The following is a 19,253-nucleotide window of genomic DNA, read 5'->3' on the forward strand; positions in this document are numbered from 1 at the left end:
ATCTTCCTCTTCGATCATCCTGTGCCGTCAGTTAAGGAGACCCGGGAAGTCGACGCCAGACAAAAGAAGACGCCAAGACATGAATGGTGTAAAACCATTTACATACTGATCTGTGTATTTGTAAAAACGGGTAAATAAGCATGTCCCCGACCCGCATCGGTCGTATCATCCGCAGGCTTCGGACCGAACGGTCCCTGTCGCAGCAGGCGCTGGCGGTAAGGCTGGGCATTTCGCCCAGCTATCTCAACCTGATCGAGCACGATCAGCGCAGCGTGACGGCGTCGCTGCTGATCAAGCTGACGCGGGCACTGGATGTCTCGATCGAGGCGCTGTCGGGCGTGGACGAGCAGCGGATGGAGGGGCTGCTGCACCAGGCGCTGTCCGATCCGCTGCTGGGCGCGCATGGCGTGCCGGCGCAGGAAATCGCGGCGCTGGCGGCGCAGCCCGAGGCAGCACGCGCGGTGCTGACACTGCACCAGGCATTCCGGGCCGCCCATCACGATGCAACAAGGCTGATGCTGCCGACGGGCACGCGCGTCATCCTGCCGCAGGACGAGGCGCGGCTGGTCTATGACGAGCGGCTGAACCATTTTCCCCAGCTGGAAGAACTGGCGGAGCAGGTGCGCGCGGACATGGCGCGGACGGCCCGCCTGCCGGATGGCGAGGGTGTGGCGCCGTCGGAAAGCAACCACATGATCGCGACCCGGTTGCGCCAGCATCACGGCATCGTGGTGCGCATCACGGCGCTGGACGGAGCGTTCCGCCGCTATGACCCGGACAGCCGGCTGCTGCTGCTGTCCGACCTGCTGCCCCGGGAAAGCCGGGGATTCCAGCTGGCTTTTCAGCTGATGCTGCTGGAAGGGCGGGAGGTGATCGAGGCGCTGCTGCACGAGATCGCGCCCAGCACCGAGGATGCGCGCATCGTGATCCAGATCGGGCTGGTGAACTATGCCGCCGCCGCTTTGTTGATGCCCTATTCGTCCTTCCTGGCAGCGGCGGCGGGGCTGCGCTATGATCTGGACCTGCTTTCGGCGCGGTTCGGCGTGTCGTACCAGCAGGCGGCGCAGCGCCTGTCGACATTGCAGAAGCCGGGCGAGCGGGGGGTGCCGTTCTTCTTCGTGCGCACCGATCCGGCCGGCAATATCACCAAGAGCTTTTCCGCCTGTGGTTTTCCGGTGGCCCGGCAGGGACATTCCTGCCCGCAATGGAATGCCAATACCTGTTTTGCCACGCCCGGCGTGACGCAGGCGCAGGTGGCCCAGTTTACCGACGGGCGGACGTTCCTGTGCTTCGCGCGGACGGTGTCGGGCATTTCGACCGGCTGGAATGACGTGCAGCCGATCCATGCCATCGCCATGGGGTGCGATATTACCCGCGCGTCGGAAATCGTGTATTCCGACCGGCTGAATCTGCAGGCGCCGGCCATTCCCGTCGGCATTTCCTGTCATCTGTGCGACTGGACCGAATGCCGGTCGCGCGCGCATCCGCCGCTGCATCATCGCCTGGCGCTGGACATCAACCGGCGGGATGCGCTGCCGTTTACGCTCGATACCGGGCCGGAACGCCCGAACGGAGGAGGGTGACCCGACAGAACGGACGCGCTCACGGTGATAGGGGCTGTACCCGCTCCTTGGACAACATTTCCGGGCGGGCTCTGAAATGGGGCTCGTGCAGCGGAGATGAATTCTCTATATTGGGAAATGTACATTCCCCCAACCAAGAAATCGGCATTCGAACCGATCAGACAGGCGGATTGAAAATACAGTGTCAGACAAAGAAATTTTCCAGATTCCGCCGTCCTTCGCCGCGCAGGCCGGCGTCGATGGTGGCCGCCTGCGTCAGATGACCGACGCCGCCGCGCGCGATCCGGAACAATTCTGGCTCGGCGAGGCGGGGCGTCTGGACTGGACGCAGCGCCCGACGGTCGCATCCGGCTCGTCCTTCGCGGGCGATGTGTCGATCCGCTGGTTCGCGGACGGCCGGCTGAATGCCAGCGTCAACTGCCTGGACCGCCATCTGGCCGAGCGGGGCGAGCAGATCGCCCTGATCTGGCAGGGGCAGGAGGCGGCGCAGGTCGAGCGCCTGACCTATCGCGCGCTGCACGAGCGCGTCTGCCGGATGGCCAACGTGCTGCGCGGGCTGGGAGTCGGCAAGGGCGACCGGGTGGCGATCCATCTGCCCATGGTGGTCGAGGGCGTGGTGGCGATGCTGGCCTGCGCGCGGATCGGCGCCCTGCATGTGGTGCTGTTCGGCGGGTTTTCGGCCGAGGGGCTGGCCGACCGGCTGAACGATAGCGGGGCGGTGGCGGTGATCACCGCCGACGAGGCGCGGCGCGGGCCGAAGCGGATCGCGTTGAAGACGGTGATGGACGAGGCCCTGGCGCGGGGCGTGCCCAGCGTGCGCCATATGCTGGTGCTGGCCGTGACCGGCCTGGACGTGCCGATGCAGGAGGGGCGCGACCTGGCGCTGGCCCCGCTGCTGGCGCAGGCGGCGCCCGATTGCCCAGCGGCCGAGATGGAGGCCGAGGACCCGCTGTTCCTGCTCTATACCTCCGGCAGCACCGGCAAGCCCAAGGGCATGGTCCACTCCACCGGTGGTTACATGGTCTGGGCTTCGTTCACCCACGAGCTGGTCTTCGACCATCGGGCGGGAGATGTGTTCTGGTGCACGGCCGATATCAGCTGGATCACCGGGCACACTTATGTGGTCTACGGGCCGCTGGCCAATGGCGGCACGATCCTGCTGTTCGAGGGCCTGCCGTCCTATCCCGCGCCGGGGCGGTGGTGGGAGGTGATCGACACCCACAAGGTCACGACCTTCTATACCGCGCCCACGGCGATCCGCTCGCTGATGCGTGACGACGACGCGGTGGTGAAGCGCCATGCGCTGGACAGCCTGCGCCTGCTGGGCAGCGTGGGTGAGCCGATCAGCCCCGATGCCTGGGTGTGGTTCCACGAGGCTGTCGGACGGGGGCGCTGCCCGGTCGTCGATACCTGGTGGCAGACCGAGACGGGTGGCATCCTGATCGCCCCGGTGCCCGGCGCGGTGCCGCAGAAGCCCGGTTCCGCCACTCTGCCGCTGCCTGGTGTGGAGGCCGTGCTGCTGACGGACAAGGGCGAACTGATCGAAGGCGAAGGGGAGGGCTGCCTGTGCATCGCCCGCTCCTGGCCCGGCCAGGCGCGCACCATCTGGGGTGGTCACGAACGGTTCCGCCATACCTATTTCAGCTTCAGCCCCGGCTATTATTTCTCGGGCGACGGGGCGCGGCGGGATGCCGATGGCTATTACTGGATCACCGGGCGCATCGATGATGTGATCAACGTCTCCGGCCATCGGATCGGCACCGCGGAGGTCGAGGATGTGGTGGCGACCGACCATCGCTTCGTCGAATGTGCGGCGATCGGCGTGCCGCACGATATCAAGGGGCAGGGGCTGGTCGTGTTCGCGGTGGCGCGCGATGCGTCCGTGCCGGATCTGGCCGAGGCAGCGGCGCTGGCCGTGACCAAGGGGATCGGGCGCTATGCGGTGCCCGAACGGGTCTATCTGGTGCCCGACCTGCCGAAGACCCGGTCGGGCAAGATCGTGCGGCGGTTGCTGCGCAAGATCGCCTGCCATGAACTGGAGGGGCTGGGCGATCTGTCGACGCTGGCCGACGCGACGATCGTGGACCGGTTGATCGCGGTGGTCGGGCCGGCGAAATGAGTGCGTGCGGCGGGCAGGACATCCTGCCCGCCGCGATCCTGATTCCGTCGGCGGCCCCATGCGCATGAAAGCCCGACTCGAGGCCGCTTATGGCCGGCGCCTTGGGAAATTCGAGGGTTTCCGCCGCGCGGATCGGTGACGGCCTGGCATGGGGAGGAAAACGATGCGGTGCTGGTGGGGATTTGTTGCGCTGGCCTGTCTGGTCCTGGCCGGTTCCTGTGGAAGGCCGGGCGCGGCCGTGGCGCGGATGGTGACGCGGCCCGTTACCTGGACACAGGACGGTGTGCGGTTCGATAGCGTGCTGGTCTATGACGATGCGGTTTCGGGCCATCGGCCGGGGCTGGTCATGGTGCCCAACTGGCATGGGGTGAATGCGATCGCCATCGACAAGGCGCGGATGATCGCGGGGCATGATTATGTCATCCTGCTGACCGACCTGTATGGCGCCGCCATTCGCCCCACCGACGATGCGCAGGCCAAGGCGGCGGTGAAGCCGCTGATGGCCGACCGGGCGTTGCTGCGGCGACGGATGGCGCGGGCGCTGGCGGAATTGCGGGCCCAGGCTGCATCGGCGCCGATCGATCTCTCGCGTCTGGCGGCCATCGGCTTCTGTTTCGGCGGCACGGCGGTGCTGGACCTGGCGCGCAGCGGGGCGGATGTGCGGGCGGTGATCTCGTTCCATGGGGACCTGGCGACCGACGACCCGTCTCTGGCGCGGGGTATCCGGGCGTCGGTGCTGGCCATGAACGGGGCGGACGATCAGTGGACGATGCCCGATCTGCCGGCCTTTCTGCGGGAAATGAGCCAGACGCCCACCGCGTGGCAGTTCGTGGCGATCGGGCACGCGGTGCATTGCTTCACCGAGGCCGAGGCGACCGCTTCCAGTGGCATGTGCCGGTACAATGAAGATGCGGCCCGGCGATCCTATGAGCTGATGCGCGGCTGGCTGGCGACGCATTTTGCGGAGGCGCGACCGTGAGGGCGAAGCTGTCGCGGCGGTATGGGCTGGCCCTGATGGTGGGGCTGGCGCTGCTGCCCTGGCGGTCGGCTGCGTGGTCGCAGGGATATCGTCCCGGTATTCCGCCGGGGGGATTCATACCGGGCGGGATCGTGCCGGGGGACAGCGTGGCGTCGGCGGCCGATCGGGCGCGGCGGCGGATGGAGGCGGAGACGGCGATCCGCCAGCAGGACCTTGCCGCCCGGACGCGTCAGCAGCAGGCGATCGCACGCGATCGTGCGGCGCTGGATGCGTCTCGGGGCCAGCGCGGTGCGTCGTCCCCCGCGACGCCGGAACAATGGCAACGCGAGCAGGCGTTGCAGAACGACATCGACCGGCGGATCGCGGTGCAGCGCCGGGGCGTGACCGTCACGCCGACCGGGCCGGGGGCATGGATCGTGCGTGACGGGGAAGGCGCGACCCAGGGCGTGTGCCGGGAAATCGGCGGTGTTCTGACCTGTTGAGGGTTGGCGGGTGCCTTAGGGAGGCCAGCCTGTGCGTGCGGGCGGCGCATCGTGACGGTTCCACCAGCCGCCGCCGAGTGACTGGAACAGGCCGGCCGTGTCGGACAGGCGCGCCGCGCGGGCCTGGGCGAGGGTGAGGCGGGCCTGGAGCGTGGTCTGGGTGGCCATCAGCATTTCCACCCGCGAGGCGTCGCCATAGGTCACGCGTGCCCGGGCGATGTCCAGGCCGCGCGTGGCCGCGCGTTCGGCATTGCTGTCGGCGACCAGGGCGGTGGCATCGGCGCTGACGGCGTTCAGACTGTCCGTGACGTCCTGGACGGCGGCGACGACGGCGGCGCGATATTCGGCGGCGGCCTGCTCATACTGCGCGCGGGCCGCGCGTTCCTGATGCATCAGCTGGCCGCCCTGGAAGAGGGGCTGGGAGACCATGCCCGCGATCATCCACTGGCCGTAGCCGGGGACGAACATCTGGCCGATCGAAGCTGCCGCCAGGCCCGGCGTGGCGCTGAGTTGCAGGTTGGGCAGCCGGTTGGCGATCGCGATGCCGACCTGCGCGCAGGCGGCGTGCCAGCCGGCCTCGGCGACCTTGACGTCCGGCCGCTGGTCGATCAGCCGGGCGGGGATGCTGACGGGCAGGTCCTGGGGCAGGGTGAAGCCGTCGAGCGTGAAATCCGGCGTCGGGTCGTCGGGCATGTCGCCGGCCAGGGCCGCGATCTGGTCGTGCTGCTGCGACAATTGCTGGCGCAGCGGAACCAGCGTGGCCTCGTCCTGCGCAAGCTGAGCGCGCTGCAACGCCAGATCGGCCTCGGCCATCTGTCCCAGGGCCATCTGGCGGGTTGCGGAATCCAGGATCTGATGCTGGCTGGCGATCAGCTCCTGCACCGTGTCGACCTGCGCGCGCAGCGCGGCATAGGCGATGGCCGCCTGGACCAGCTCGCCCGTCAGGGACAGGTAGGCGGCCTCGAGCTGGTAGCGTTCGGCGTCGCGCTGGGCGCCCGAAGCCTCGATCCCGCGCCGCAGACCGCCCCAGATGTCGGCCTGGTAGGAGATGTTCAGCTGCGCCGTGTGGACGGTGTAGAGCCAGCTATTGCTGCTGGGCACCGGCGAATAGGTGCGCGATGTCTTGAAGCGCGCCGGGTTGAAGCTGGCCGAGATGCTGGGATACAGCACCCCGGCCTGGGCGGCGCGATTTTCCTGCGCCACGCGCAGCGCGTGGCGCGCGGCGTCCAGGTTCGGATTGTTGGCCAGCGCGTGCCGGACCAGCCGGTCCAGCGCCGGCGAGTGGAACAATGTCCACCACTGGGCCGGGATGTCGGCGCCAGGATGGAAAGTCTGGGCCTGCCCGTCGGCGCCCGCCACGCTGTCGGTGCGGGTGGGGCGCCCGGCCTGTGCGAAATCCGTGGCCGGGGCCGACGGGTGGTGGAAGTTCGGCCCGACCGCGCATCCGCCCAGATCCGCCAGCATGGCGAGCAGGCCTGCACCGCACAGCAGGTGCCGCCAAGGGCGGCAGGATGCGGCGGTCATGTCGGGTCTCCTTTCCGGCGTGGCGCGCGGCGGGCGTACCAGGCTTCCAGCTCGCAATAATAGGTGGGCAGGATGAACAGCGTCAGCAGGGTGGCGATGCCCAGCCCACCGACGACGACCGTGGCCAGTCCGCGCTGGACATCGGTGCCGATGCCCGTCGCCAGGGCCGCGGGCAGCATGCCCATGCTGGCGACGGTCGCCGTCATCAGCACGGGGCGGAACCGTTCGCCGGCCCCCTCCAGCACCGCGTCGCGCAGGGGCATGCCTTCGTCGCGCAGCCGGTTGATGGCCGAGATCATGATGATGCCGTTCTGGATCGCGACGCCGAACAGGGCGATGAAGCCGACGGCGGTGGCGATGTTCAGCGTCTCGCCGCGCAGGTTCAGGGCCACCAGGCCGCCCAGCGTGGCCATGGGCACCACCGCCAGCACCAGCACCGCCTGGCGCAGGCATCCGAACTGGCCGAACAGCAATATCAGCATCACCGCGAACATGATGGCCAGCGCGATGCTCAGCCGGGCCTGGGCGCGTTCTTCCTGCTGGAAGGTGCCAGCCCATTCCAGCCGGTATCGGGCGGCGTCGAAATGTACCTGGCCTGCGATGCGGGCCTGGGCGTCGGCGAGATACTGCGACAGCGGGCGCTGGCCGTTATCGACGCGGATCGTGATCTGCCGATGGTTCATCTCGTGCGCGATATTGGCCTCGCCGGTCTGGAGCGAGACGTGGGCGACCAGTCCGAGCGGGATGCGTGCGCCGTTCAGGCCCGTCAGCGGAATCTGGCGGATGCCGGACAGATTGTTGTTCAGCCGCCGTTGCATATGCGCGGTCATGGCGTAGATGCGGTCGCCCACATAGACCTGCCCGACCGGGGCGTCGCCGACCATGTTCTGGACCACGTTCATGATGTCGGTGCCGCTGACGCCATAGCGTGCCGCTGCCGCGCGGTCGACCGTCACGTCCAACTGCGGGATTTCGGGCTCCTGGAAGATCGAGGCGTCGGCGGTGCCGGGCACCTGATGCAGGATGTCCACGATATGGGTGCCGATCCGGCGCAGTTCCTTCAGGTCGTCGCCATAGACGCGCAGCACCAGCGGGCTGTGCGCGCCGCCGACCAGATCGTTCATGTTGTCGGCGATCGGCTGGCTGATGCCGAAGCTGATGCCGGGGATCTGCGCCAGCCGCTCATGCAGGCGGCTGATGAATTTTACGCGGGTTTCGCCGTGCGGCCAGGTCGCATAGGGGGTGAGACCCACCGGGGCCTCGATATGCGAGGGGCTCCACGGGTCGGTGCCCGAATCGTTGCGGCCGATCTGCGTGGCCACGTAGCTGGTCTCGGGGAAGGCGCGGATCGCGTCGCGGATCTCGTCGGCCATCGCGCTGGCCTTTTCCAGAGACAGGCCCGAGGGAAGCTGGATCTGCAGCCACAGCGAGCCTTCATCGAGGTCCGGCAGGAACTCGCGCCCCGTGCGCGCACCCAGCCACACCACAAGGCAGAAGGCGACAGCCCCGGCCAGGTAGGCCGCCCAGGGCCGGTCCACCATATGGCCCAGCCCCCTGCGATAGGCATGGTGCAGCTTTTCCAGCGGCACGTTGTGAAACAGGCGGTGCGGCTTGCGCATCGCCAGATAGGCCAGCGCGGGTGTCAGGGTCGTTGCGCAGAGCAGTGCGCCGAGCAGGGCGAAGCTGACGGTAAAGGCCATCGGCCGGAACAGCCGGCCCTCGGCGCCTTCGAAGGCGAAGAGCGGGCCGTAGGCGATGACGATGATCAGGGTCGCGAAGACGATCGCGCGGCCGACATGCCGGGTCACGGCGAGGATATCGCCCTCGTCCATCTTGTGGTCGGGATGTTCTTCGCGAATGCGCAGGATGGCCTCGGTCACCACGATGGCACCGTCCACGATCACGCCGAAATCGATGGCGCCGAGCGAGAACAGGTTGGCCGGCATGTGCAGCAGGTGCATGAGCACGAAGACCGTGGCCAGGGCCAGCGGAATGGTGACGGCGGCGACGATGGCGCTGCGCGGGCTGCCCAGGAACAGGACCAGGATCAGGAACACCAGGCCCACGCCCTCGATCACCGTGTGCGTGACCTTGTCGGTCGTGGTCCGCACCAGGCTGTCGCGGTCGATGATGGGCACGATCCTGACGCCGGACGAGGCAAGCTGGGTCTGAAGCCGCGCGACCGTGTCGTGCAGGTCATGCAGCACCAGCGACGGGTTCTGCCCGCTGAGCATCGTGACGATACCCTCGATCGTGTCCGGATTGCCGTTCAGGCCCAGGATGCCCTCGCGCACCTGGTGTCCGAGCTGCAAGTCGCCCAGATCGCGGATCAGGACCGGCACGCCGTTGCGCTGGGTCACGGCGATGGCGCCCATATCGGCGAGCGTGTGGACCATGCCGACGCCGCGCACGATGTAGGATTGGTCGCCCCGCGTGACGCGGCCGCCGCCGGCATTGGCGTTGTTGGCCTGCAATGCCGCGATCACGTCGTTGACGCCGACGCCGTAGCGGAACAGGGCCTGCGGATCGAGGACGATCTGGTACTCGATGGTGAAGCCGCCGAAATTGTTGACCGCCGCGACGCCGGGGACCTGCATCAGCGCCGGAATGACGATCCATTTCTGGATATCGGACAGTTCCATCAGGTTCCGGCCGTCGGATTCCAGCGTATAGCGATAGATTTCGCCCGACGGCCCGGTGATCGGCCCCAGCGAGGGGACGACGCCAGTGGGCAGTGTCGCCTGCGCCAGCTGTTCCGAGACATGCTGGCGCGCCGCATAGACATCGGTGCCGTCACGGAAGATCAGGGTGATCAGCGACAGGCCGAAGGTCGAGCTGGAGCGGCTGTCCACCAGACCCGGCGTGCTGGCCAGCAGCCGTTCCAGCGGGACCGTGACTTCCTGCTCGATTTCCTCGGCCGCCAGGCCCGGGACCTGGGTGGTGACCTGGACGTTGACCGCGCCCAGGTCGGGATAGGCTTCGACCGGGATCAGGTGCCACGCGATCGCGCCCAGGGCGGTCAGGATCATCATGGCGGCAAAGACGATGCGTCGCTGCCGCAGGCAGGTGGCGATAAAGCGGTTAATCATCGTTCAGCAGCACCGCGCCCTGGGTCACGACGCGATCGCCGGCCGACAGGCCGGAGGTGACCCCGCACAGATCGCCGTCGTCATAGATGATCTCGATCGCGCGCCGCCTGTAGGCATGGGGCGCGACCTCGACGAACACCGTAACGGTATCGTTGTTCATCAGCAGTGCCGATTGCGGGACCATGATGCGCGGGGGCTGCGGGGTCAGGATGGTCACGGTTGCGAACATGCCGGGCTTCAGCATGCCGTCATCATTGGCCAGCACCACCCGCGCCTGCAGCGTGCGGGTATCGGCACGCAGTACGGGCTCGATCGCGGCGATGGTGCCATGCGCCGTCCGATCCGGCAGGGCGGGGACGGTGATGTCGACCCGCTGCCCCACATGGATCGCATCCGCCAGGTTTTCCGGCACGGCGGCGACGGCCCAGACCTGCTGCGTGCCGGTGAGCGTCATCAGCGGCGCCGTCGGGTCGGTGACGAACGCGCCGGCACCGGTATTGACCGCCGACACCACGCCGTCGATCGGTGCGGTCAGCCTGATCACGCCGCCTTCTCCGGGCTGGGCGTGCAGGGCGGCCAGGCGTGCGGTGGCACGATCATCTTCTGCCTGGGCCTGGAGCCAGGCGTTGCGGGCGGATTCCACATCGCGCGTAGCGGCCCCGCCGGCACTGGCGACGCCCTGCGCGCGGACCAGGGCGCGGCGGGCATAGTCCAGCGCGGCGCGGGCCTTCCCGGCATCGGCCGTGGCCAGGGCCATGTCGCCCGATGCCAGTTCGGCCAGGACCTGGCCGCGGGTCACGTGATCGCCGGCGGACACGGGCAGGCTGACGATGGCGCCGGCGACCGGCGTCATCACGGAAAGCGACTGCGACGGCTCGGCCCTGATCTCGCCCGGGACGGGAATCGTGCGGCTGGGCGATACGAGCGTCACGGGCGTTACCGACAGGCGCGCGGCCAGAGGGGAATCCGGCGCGACAGTCAACTGGCCATGGTCGTTACGGACCATGGCGGCGTCGGCAGCCATGGCGGAGGAGACGGCCCCGAGAAGCAGGGTACACACGGCCCCCGCCGCGACCAGGCGCGCGGCCGGGCGGCGTGTGGAGGCCACGATACCGGAAACACGCGTCGGCACCCCGGTGGAGCGGTTTGGCGGACAGTCTCTTATCAGGGGCGCGGTCTGGTGCATGGGCCTGAGCCTGAGATCTTGGCAGAGAAGGCGGGAGCTGATCCCTCGAAGGGGGAACGGACCGGGACCGCTTCTGTACAAGAATATGGAATTACGGGGAAAAGAGGGCCGTTTCGGGAGGGGGCGATCCGGCGGTTGCGTCTCCTGACATCCTGGCCGGATACCGGATCGGGGGGCGTTCAGGGATGGAGGGCGTGCACCCTCGTGGCGTATGGCGCGATCCGGGCCCATCGGGCCACGACACCGTGGGCAGCCACTAGCGATGATCCGAATCATTGTCCATGGGGCGCGGCGGGGGCCGCGTCGTCGGTGCGTGAGGTCCGGGCAGGTGTGAGGCGCGGCCGGTGGCGGGCATCGGAACGGCTTGCTGGCCGGTTTGGATCTGGGTCGGGGGAAAGTGAAAAAAAGGACATAAAAACATTTGTCTGCATCAAGTCAGGCACGGTTTTCGCTTTTGGTCAGGCCGATCCGGCCGAGGCGCGCGGCCAGGAGGGACGGGCACGACAGGCAGTATGGCGGTCGATTAAATATTACAAACTTTTTTCAAAAACATAACGGCAAGATGATCGTTATTTAATATTGTTCCGTGAGAGAATGCGGAATCTGCATTTGTCATGAAAATTTCACATCCCTTTTCCGTGCTCTTCCGAAAGAGGCTTTCGCCCGATGCGGCCGGCCGCGGGAGGCCCGCGTGACGGAGGATGGATTTCATGTCATTGCGGAATGTGATTGCCGGGCAATGCGTCCCGGCGCGGCCTGCGATTTCCCGAAATTCTGAAAGGTTGTCCATTTGCGTCCGCTTTCCAAACGCATTCTCGCCCTTTCCCTGTCCACGGCCCTGGCCACCGTCAGCCTGACGGGGCTCTCGCCGCGCGCGCGGGCGGCCGACAGCCAGCCGCAGCCTCTGGCACTCCCGGATTCCATTCCGGTACCGCGTGACGTGCCGTTCGGCGGCACCATCCGGCTGTCGGTCGATGCCACCGACCTGGCGCGGCATATCATGACCGTGCATGAGACCGTGCCGGTGCCGGCCGCGCTGGCGGCGACCGGCGGGGACATGCCGCTGTTCTACCCGATGTGGCTGCCGGGCGACCATTCGCCGACCGGCGCGCTCGACCAGTTCGGCGGCCTGGTCGTCAAGGCCGGCGGTGCGCCAATCGACTGGGTGCGCGACAGCGTGACGGTCAGCGCGTTCCATATTCATGTGCCCAAGGGGGCGCATGCGCTGGATGTGTCGTTCCAGCTTCTGTCGCCCGTCTCGCCCGAGGAAGGGCGCGTGGTGATGACGCCCGGGATCGTGAACGTGCAGTGGAACCAGGTGGCGCTGTACCCGGCCGGGTATTTCACGCGCCAGATTCCGGTGGAAGCCAGCCTGCGCCTGCCCCGTGGCTGGCAGTACGGGACGGCGCTGCGTGCGCAATCCGCGGCGGGCGATGTCGTGACCTTCAAGTTGGTGCCGTTCAATACGCTGGTCGACTCTCCGCTGTTCGCCGGGCGGTATTTCCGCCGCATCGATCTGGCGCCGGGGGCCGCCGTGCCGGTGACGCTGAACCTGGTGGCGGACAAGCCGGGGGAACTGGAGGCGACCGAGGCGCAGATCGGCGTGCATCGCGCCCTGGTGACGCAGGCGAACCTGCTGTACGGCTCGCACCATTACGACCATTACGATTTCCTGCTGGCGCTGACCGAGGAGTTGGGGCGGATCGGGCTGGAGCACCACCAGTCCAGCGAAAACAGCGGTCCGCGCGGCTATTTTACGGACTGGGACAAGACGTTCGCGGCGCGTGACCTGCTGGCGCATGAATATACCCATTCGTGGAACGGCAAATATCGCCGGCCGGCCGATTTGTGGGCGCCGAACTTCAACACGCCCCAGCGCGGGTCGGGCCTGTGGGTCTATGAAGGGCAGACCCAGTATTGGGGCTATGTGCTGGCGGCGCGTTCGGGCCTGATGACGGTGCCGCAGGTGACCGAGGCGCTGGCGGAGGTGGCGGCGATGTACGACACAAGGCGCGGACGCACCTGGCGGCCGCTGCTGGACACGACGAACGACCCGGTGATCGCACGGCGCGCGCCGCTGTCGTGGCGGAGCTGGCAGCGGAGCGAGGATTATTATTCGGAAGGGCAACTGGTCTGGCTGGATGCCGATACGCTGATCCGCCAGCTTTCGGGCGGCAGGCATTCGCTGGATGATGTCGCCCGCCACTTCTTCGGCACCAATGACGGCAGCTTCGTGACCAGCACGTATGAATTCGACGACGTGGTGAAGGCGCTGAACGACATCCAGCCTTATGACTGGGCCACGTTCCTGCACCAGCGGCTGGACAAGACGTCGGAGCATGCGCCGCTGGACGGGTTTACGCGCGGGGGCTACCGGCTGGTCTATACCGAGAAGCCGAACGAATATGTCACGTCGGTTGCCTCCATGCGCCATGTGACGGATTTCAGCTTCTCGCTGGGCATCATGCTCGGCAAGGGCGGCACGCTGGCCAATGTCGAATGGGGCAGCCCCGCCTGGCAGGCCGGGATTACCCGTGATGCCAAGCTGGTCGCGGTGAATGGCGAGGCGTATGACCCCGATGTGCTGCGTGAAGCGGTCGTCGAGGCGAAGGACACACATGCCGCGCCGATCGCGCTGCTGTTGCAGGAAGGCGATCGTTACGTGACGGTGTCGGTTCCTTATCATGGCGGGCTGCGCTACCCGCATCTGGAGCGCATCGAGGGCAAGCCCGACATGCTGGCCGATATCCTGGCGGCGCGTCACTGAAGGCCATGGGCGGGGGCAGGTGGGCGAGGTGCTGATGCGCGTGCGTTCCTGTCTCCCGCCCCGGTCTGGGGCGATCGGGTCCTGACATGCGCCCGACGCTGGCTTCGGTCGTCCTGGTTGCCGACCTGACGGGTACGGTGGTGTTTGCCGCCGAGGGGGCGATGGTCGCCTCTGCGCGGCATCTCGACCTGTTCGGCATCATGGTGCTGGCCTGCGTGGTCGCGCTGGGCGGCGGCATGATCCGCGACGTGCTGATCGGTGCCGTGCCGCCCAGCGCGATCCGGGACTGGCGCTATCCGGCGCTGGCCTTCCTGACCGGTCTGGTGGTGTTCGTCCTGCCGCCGGCCCTGCGGCTTGCGCCGGGGGGACCCGTGCTGGCAGGGCTGGATGCCGCCGGCCTGTCGTTGTTTGCCGTTGCGGGGGCCGAGAAGGCCCTGTCGCGCGGGGTCGGGCCGCTGGGCGCGGCCCTGATGGGCATGGTGACCGGCGTGGGCGGCGGCGTGATGCGCGACCTGCTGCTGGCGCGCGTGCCGCTGATCCTGGTTTCGGACATCTATGCCACCGCGGCGCTGGCCGGCGCGGCGGTGGTCGTCGCCTGCCGGCGGCTGGCGGTACCGGTGGCCTGGGGGGCGGTCGTGGGCGGGCTGGTCTGCTTCGGCCTGCGGCTGGCGGCCCTGCGTTATGGCTGGAACCTGCCGGGCGCCGCGCACTGACAAATCCATGCCGGGTGCTATGCTGTATCCTGCAAGAATGCGGGGGAGAGGATGCGACGTCGGACGATGCTGCTGGGGGCGACGATGCTGCCCGTTCCGGTATGGGCACGGGGCGGCCGGACGGTGGACGTGCTGTATGCGGGATCGCTGCTGAACCTGATGGAGCGTGGGATCGGGCCGGCTTTCGATGCGACCGGCGACGATATCTTTCGTGGCTATGCCGGCGGGTCGGGAGCGTTGGTCAACCAGATCCGCGGCGGGCTGCGGCGTGGCGATGTCTTCATCAGCGCCGATCCGGCCCTGAACGACCGGCTGGGGGCGGCGCAGGGCAACTGGGTGCGCTGGTATATCGTGTTTGCGCGTTCGCCGCTGGTGATCGGCTACAATCCACGGAGTTCCTTCGTCGATGCGCTGCGGACGCGGCCCTGGTACGAGGTCCTGCAACAGCCCGGCATCCGCATCGGCCGGACCGATCCGGTGCTGGACCCGAAAGGGGCGCTGACGGTGCGCCTGCTCGAGCAGGCCGGACCATTCTATCACCAGCCTGGCCTTGCGGAGCGGATCATGGGCGTCGGCGCGGCCGGGCAGGTGCGGCCGGAAGAAAATCTGGTCGGGCGCCTGCAATCCGGGCAGATCGATGTCGGTTTCTTCTACGCGATGGAAACCGCCGACCTGCATATTCCCACCATCGCCCTGCCGCCGGCGCTTTCGCTCGCGGCGCGTTATTCGGTCACGATCCTGCGGAATGCGCCGAACCCGGAGGGAGCGGCACGGTTCGTCGCTTTCCTGCTGGGGGAGGCGGGGGGCGCGATCATGCGGCAGCATGGGCTGGAGAAGGTGGCGCCGGTCCTGGCTGGGGATGACGCGGCGATGCCCGCGCTGCTGCGGCCGCTGATCCATTCCTGACGGGCCGGCGATGCGGCGGATGCCTGGTGCCGTAAGGGTTCTGGCCTGTCTCCTCGGCCTGTGGCTGCTGGCGCCGTTTCTCGCGGGCCTGCTGCGGTTGGGCGATGCGGACTGGTCGGGGGTGGATCGCGCGGCCCTGGCCCGTGCCGCCGGTGTGTCCGTGGCCAGTGCCAGCCTGGCGACCCTGCTGATCGGGCTGTTCGGCATTCCGCTGGGTTATGTGCTGGCGCGCGGACGGGGCTGGTGGACGGCGTGGCTGGGCGGGGTGGTGCAGTTGCCGCTTGCCCTGCCGCCCCTGGCCGGCGGGGTGCTGCTGCTGTTCCTGCTGGGCTATGGCGGGCCGCTGGGCGCGCTGGGTTTGAGCGAGCATTTCGCCGGCATCGTCGCGGCGGAGATGTTCGTGGCCTCGCCCTTCCTGATCATCGCCGCGCGCTCGGCCTTCGCGGCGATCGATCCGGCGCTGGAGGATGTGGCGGCGACGCTGGGGCACCGGCCGGGCGCCATCTTCCGGCGTGTGAGCCTGCCATTGGCGTGGCGGCCGATCCTGGCCGGGCTGGTCCTGGCGTGGCTGCGGGCCTTCGGCGAGTTCGGCGCGACGGTCATGCTGGCCTATCATCCTTATTCTCTGCCGGTCTTCACCTATGTCGCGTTCGGCGAGGCCGGGTTGCCGTCCATGCTGCCGGTGCTGGCGCCGACCCTGGTGCTGGCCGCGCTGGCGATGGCGGTGGGGCACTGGCTGACGCGGCCCGTCGCCCGTGGTGCCGTGCCCCGGACAGGCCCGCTGCCGCCCCTGGTTGATCGGTGGATGGCCGAAGCTCCGCCGCGTCACCTGGTGCTTGCGCTCCGCCGCGCCCTGCCGGGCTTTACCCTCGATGTGCGTCTGGACAGCCGGGCGCGGCGCATCGCCATCCTCGGGCCGTCCGGATCGGGAAAATCGATGACCCTGCGGGCGATTGCCGGGTTGGAGGAGAAGGCGGGGACGCAGGTTCTGCTGGATGGCCGCGATCTGTCGCCGCTGCCGCCGGAGCAGCGCGCCGTCGCCTATGTGCCGCAGGGTTATGCGCTGCCGCCGCATCTGACGGTCGCGCGACAGGTCAGGTTCGCGGTGGATTGCGTGCCCGACCGGGCGGCGGCGTGGATGGCGGCGCTGGGGCTGGAGGATCTGGCGGGGCGTTATCCGGACGCGCTTTCGCCCGGCCAGCGTCAGCGTGTGGCGCTGGCCCGTGCGTTCGCGCGGCGCAATGTGGATCTGGTGCTGCTGGACGAACCGTTTTCCGCGCTGGATGCGCCGTTGCGCGCGCGGTTGCGGCGAGAGGTGCTGGCCGTGCTGCGGGGCATGAAGGTGCTGACGGTGCTGGTGACGCATGACCCGGCCGAAGCACTGGCAATGGCCGAGGACATCGTGCTGCTGGATGGCGGGCGCGTCATCCGCGCCGGGCCGGCCGCCGCCGTGTTCGCCCGGCCGGGCAGCGAACTGGCTGCCCGCCTGCTGGGGGCGGAGGCGATTGGCGACGGTGTGGTGCGGCCGGACGGACGGATCTATGTCGGGCAGGGCGTGGCATTGCAGGTTCGGCACCCGGATGGCGAGCGGGCGAACCTGCCGCCGCCGGGCGCGCGCGTGCGCTGGTCGGCGCGGCCCTATCAGATCCGGCCGGCGGAGGAGGGGGCCTATCCGGCGCGTATCCTGTGGCGCGGGCCGATACAGGACGGCCAGCGCCCGATGCGGCTGCTCCTGGGCGATGCCGAACTGGAGATCCTGGCCGATCCATCCTGCATGGCGGAGGGAGCGTGCCGGGTGGATATCGACCCGGCCTGCCTCCAGGTCTGGCCGGTGGCGTAAGGACCTGTCCCTCAGATGATGCCGGCGTCGCCGCTCGTGGGGTCGTGTATGCCGTCGCGTACGATATGGAGCGCCCGTTCCAGGCCCGAATGGTCTTCCGGGGCGCCGAGGCAGATCCGGAGGCCGGAATCGGCCTCGCGCGATACGGCGCAGGCTTCGGGCGGCGTGAGTTCCACGCCTGCGCGCAGGGCGTGGTTGAGGGTGCGCTGGGCGGCCAGCGGGGAGAGCGGCACCCAGACATGGGGCGAGCGTATCGCGCCCGGCATGTCCATGGCCTGTCCCAGGATCCGGCGGGCCATGGCCAGCCGCGCGGCGGTTTCGGCCTGCACCGCGTCGGCCACGGCATCGGCGGTGCCGTCCGCCACCCAGCGGGCGAAGACCAGGCCGCCGAGCGCGGGCGGGCAATAGCCCAGCGCGCGGATGCCGCGCATGATCCGCTCGCGCGCCACATTGGGCGGCAGGGTCACGAAGCCCAGGCGGAAGCCCGGACAGATCCCCTTGGAAATGCTGGCGAGATAGAGCGTGCGCTCGGGCGCGATGGTCGCGATCGGCGGCGGACGGTCGGCCGGATCGGCATAGGTGTAATAGGCATCGTCCTCGAAGATCGTCAGGTCGTGCTGGCGGGCGATCCGCGCGATGTCCTGCCGGCGGGACAGGCTCATGGTCCGGGTCGTCGGGTTTTGCAGGGTCGGCACCGTGAACAGCACCCGCGCGCGGGTCTCGGCGGCGGCGCGCTCCAGCGCGGCGGGGATCAGCCCCTCTTCGTCCATCGCCACGCCGCGCAATGTCAGGCCCAGATGTTCGGCGGCCGTGCGCGCGCCGTAGAAGGTCGCGGCCTCGCACAGCACCGTGTCGCCCGGCCGGCAGAGCGAGGAGAGCACCAGCGCGATCGCGTGCTGCCCGCCATTGCACTGGATCAGGTCGGCCGGATCGCATGCCAGCCCGTGGCGGCGCGCCAGCCACGCCGCGCCGGCCTCGCGCACCGAACGCAGGCCGGTGCCCTGGATGTACTGTACGGCCGGCTCCAACTGCCCGGTGGCCGCCAGGTCCGCCACCGCGCGTTCCAGCGTCCGGGACAATCCGACACGCGGTGGGACGTTGCAGCGCAGGTCGATGGTGGCCGCCTGCGAGACGGGGGCGGATGGCGCGGGATCGAAGCTGGTCGCGATCGCGATGTCCGGACTCGCGCCCCGGATGAAGGAGCCGCGGCCGACATGGGCCAGCAGAAGGCCGCGCCGCTCGGCCTCGGCATAGGCCTTGGTCACCGTGCCGACGCTGAGCCCCAGTGTGTAGGCGAGGTCACGCTGGGGCGGCAGGCGGCTGCCCGCGGGTAGAAACCCCGATGCGATGTCCCGCTCCATCGCGTCGACCAGCCGGTGGTAGAGCGGGCCGGGCGGGGGCGGAATGTCGGGGCGCCATTGAGGGGTCATGCGGCCTGCCATGGGAATGGGTCTGATTGATATATAACAATATAACGATTGACCGTCGAATGTCCTAGAATAAAACTACAGAAACGAAGAGAAAAGTCGAATTGTAATAGTACAATTTCTGGAATTGTCCCGCATGCCGGGGGAAAGGATGCCTCGGCGCGGACGGACTCTTCGTGCTGAAAAGAGGATGATTGATGATGGTCATCATGGGAAAGGCGACGGGGGCGGCCCGGAAGCGGGCCCGGCCGTTCCGGCTGTCCGGGTCGAACGGGATCTGGAATCATGTCGAGGGGGCGGGGATTGGGCTGGTCATCGCTCTCGGCCTGATCCTGCTGCTGGCGGTGCATGGGCCGGCAAACGGCCAGGACGTGCCGGCGGACAAAACGGATGCGGTGCGGGTGGCCTACGACGCCGCCGACCTGCGCGACGCGGCGCATGCGCGTGGGCTGCTGGCGCGGCTGGATCATGCCGCGCTGGTGGCGTGCGGCGACGATCGGGCCAGCCTGGACGCACTGCGTGCCGCCATCGCGCGGTCGGATTGCCGGCAACAGGCTCTGGCGCAGGCTGTGGCGCGGATCGGGGCGCCGGTGCTGAACGCCGCGTTGCACGATACGCCGCCGGCCTGATGGAGCCGG

13 protein-coding genes are annotated in these 19,253 nt (G+C 68.4%); 9 read left to right on the forward strand and 4 right to left on the reverse strand.

Annotated features, from left to right (window positions below; translation table 11 throughout):
• Positions 1-140 precede the first annotated feature (140 nt).
• The 4 genes from HLH29_RS10490 (at position 141) to HLH29_RS10505 (ending at position 5,163) form a co-directional block, all read left to right on the forward strand.
• Complete coding sequence (locus tag HLH29_RS10490) at positions 141-1,583, forward strand: helix-turn-helix domain-containing protein (RefSeq protein ID WP_182966520.1); 1,443 nt, start codon at positions 141-143, stop codon at positions 1,581-1,583.
• Positions 1,584-1,764: 181 nt separating this feature from the next.
• Positions 1,765-3,702: an acetate--CoA ligase gene (acs, locus tag HLH29_RS10495; RefSeq protein ID WP_182966522.1), complete on the forward strand. Its 1,938-nt coding sequence runs from the start codon at positions 1,765-1,767 to the stop codon at positions 3,700-3,702.
• 163 nt (positions 3,703-3,865) lie between these two features.
• Positions 3,866-4,681: a dienelactone hydrolase family protein gene (locus HLH29_RS10500; protein WP_182966524.1), complete on the forward strand. Its 816-nt coding sequence runs from the start codon at positions 3,866-3,868 to the stop codon at positions 4,679-4,681.
• Positions 4,678-5,163: a hypothetical protein gene (locus HLH29_RS10505; RefSeq protein WP_182966526.1), complete on the forward strand. Its 486-nt coding sequence runs from the start codon at positions 4,678-4,680 to the stop codon at positions 5,161-5,163. The genes HLH29_RS10500 and HLH29_RS10505 overlap by 4 nt, the downstream gene beginning before the upstream one ends.
• A gap of 15 nt (positions 5,164-5,178) precedes the next feature.
• Here the strand turns inward: HLH29_RS10505 and HLH29_RS10510 are convergent, their stop codons facing one another.
• Genes HLH29_RS10510 through HLH29_RS10520 form a run of 3 tightly spaced genes read right to left on the reverse strand, consistent with a single transcriptional unit; the run spans position 5,179 to position 10,908 of the window.
• Positions 5,179-6,687 carry an efflux transporter outer membrane subunit gene (locus tag HLH29_RS10510; RefSeq protein ID WP_182966528.1) on the reverse strand — a complete coding sequence of 503 codons (1,509 nt, stop codon included), beginning with the start codon at positions 6,685-6,687 and terminating at the stop codon, positions 5,179-5,181.
• Positions 6,684-9,776 (reverse strand): efflux RND transporter permease subunit, encoded by a 3,093-nt coding sequence (locus tag HLH29_RS10515; RefSeq protein WP_182966530.1) that lies wholly within the window; start codon positions 9,774-9,776, stop codon positions 6,684-6,686. The genes HLH29_RS10510 and HLH29_RS10515 overlap by 4 nt, the downstream gene beginning before the upstream one ends.
• Positions 9,769-10,908: an efflux RND transporter periplasmic adaptor subunit gene (locus tag HLH29_RS10520; RefSeq protein WP_338030218.1), complete on the reverse strand. Its 1,140-nt coding sequence runs from the start codon at positions 10,906-10,908 to the stop codon at positions 9,769-9,771. The genes HLH29_RS10515 and HLH29_RS10520 overlap by 8 nt, the downstream gene beginning before the upstream one ends.
• A gap of 844 nt (positions 10,909-11,752) precedes the next feature.
• Between HLH29_RS10520 and HLH29_RS10525 the strand changes: the two genes are divergently transcribed.
• The 4 genes from HLH29_RS10525 (at position 11,753) to HLH29_RS10540 (ending at position 17,188) form a co-directional block, all read left to right on the forward strand.
• The gene (locus HLH29_RS10525; protein WP_182966534.1) at positions 11,753-13,729 is read left to right on the forward strand and encodes a M61 family metallopeptidase; all 1,977 of its coding nucleotides are present in this window, start codon (positions 11,753-11,755) and stop codon (positions 13,727-13,729) included.
• Positions 13,730-13,815: 86 nt separating this feature from the next.
• On the forward strand, positions 13,816-14,442 hold the full coding sequence (locus tag HLH29_RS10530) for a trimeric intracellular cation channel family protein (RefSeq protein WP_182966536.1): 627 nt from the start codon (positions 13,816-13,818) through the stop codon (positions 14,440-14,442).
• A gap of 51 nt (positions 14,443-14,493) precedes the next feature.
• Entirely contained in the window at positions 14,494-15,348 is an 855-nt protein-coding gene (locus HLH29_RS10535; RefSeq protein WP_182966538.1) for an extracellular solute-binding protein, read from the forward strand.
• 10 nt (positions 15,349-15,358) lie between these two features.
• On the forward strand, positions 15,359-17,188 hold the full coding sequence (locus HLH29_RS10540; protein WP_182966540.1) for an ABC transporter ATP-binding protein/permease: 1,830 nt from the start codon (positions 15,359-15,361) through the stop codon (positions 17,186-17,188).
• An 11-nt stretch (positions 17,189-17,199) separates the two neighbouring features.
• Here HLH29_RS10540 and HLH29_RS10545 read toward each other — a convergent pair whose 3' ends face one another.
• On the reverse strand, positions 17,200-18,618 hold the full coding sequence (locus HLH29_RS10545; RefSeq protein ID WP_220791469.1) for an aminotransferase-like domain-containing protein: 1,419 nt from the start codon (positions 18,616-18,618) through the stop codon (positions 17,200-17,202).
• 194 nt (positions 18,619-18,812) lie between these two features.
• On the opposite strand from HLH29_RS10545, the gene HLH29_RS10550 reads away from it, so the two are divergent.
• Entirely contained in the window at positions 18,813-19,244 is a 432-nt protein-coding gene (locus HLH29_RS10550) for a UrcA family protein (protein WP_182966543.1), read from the forward strand.
• Positions 19,245-19,253: the final 9 nt, after the last annotated feature.

Source organism: Gluconacetobacter tumulicola (assembly GCF_014174215.1).
In the GTDB taxonomy this organism is placed as follows: domain Bacteria; phylum Pseudomonadota; class Alphaproteobacteria; order Acetobacterales; family Acetobacteraceae; genus Gluconacetobacter; species Gluconacetobacter tumulicola.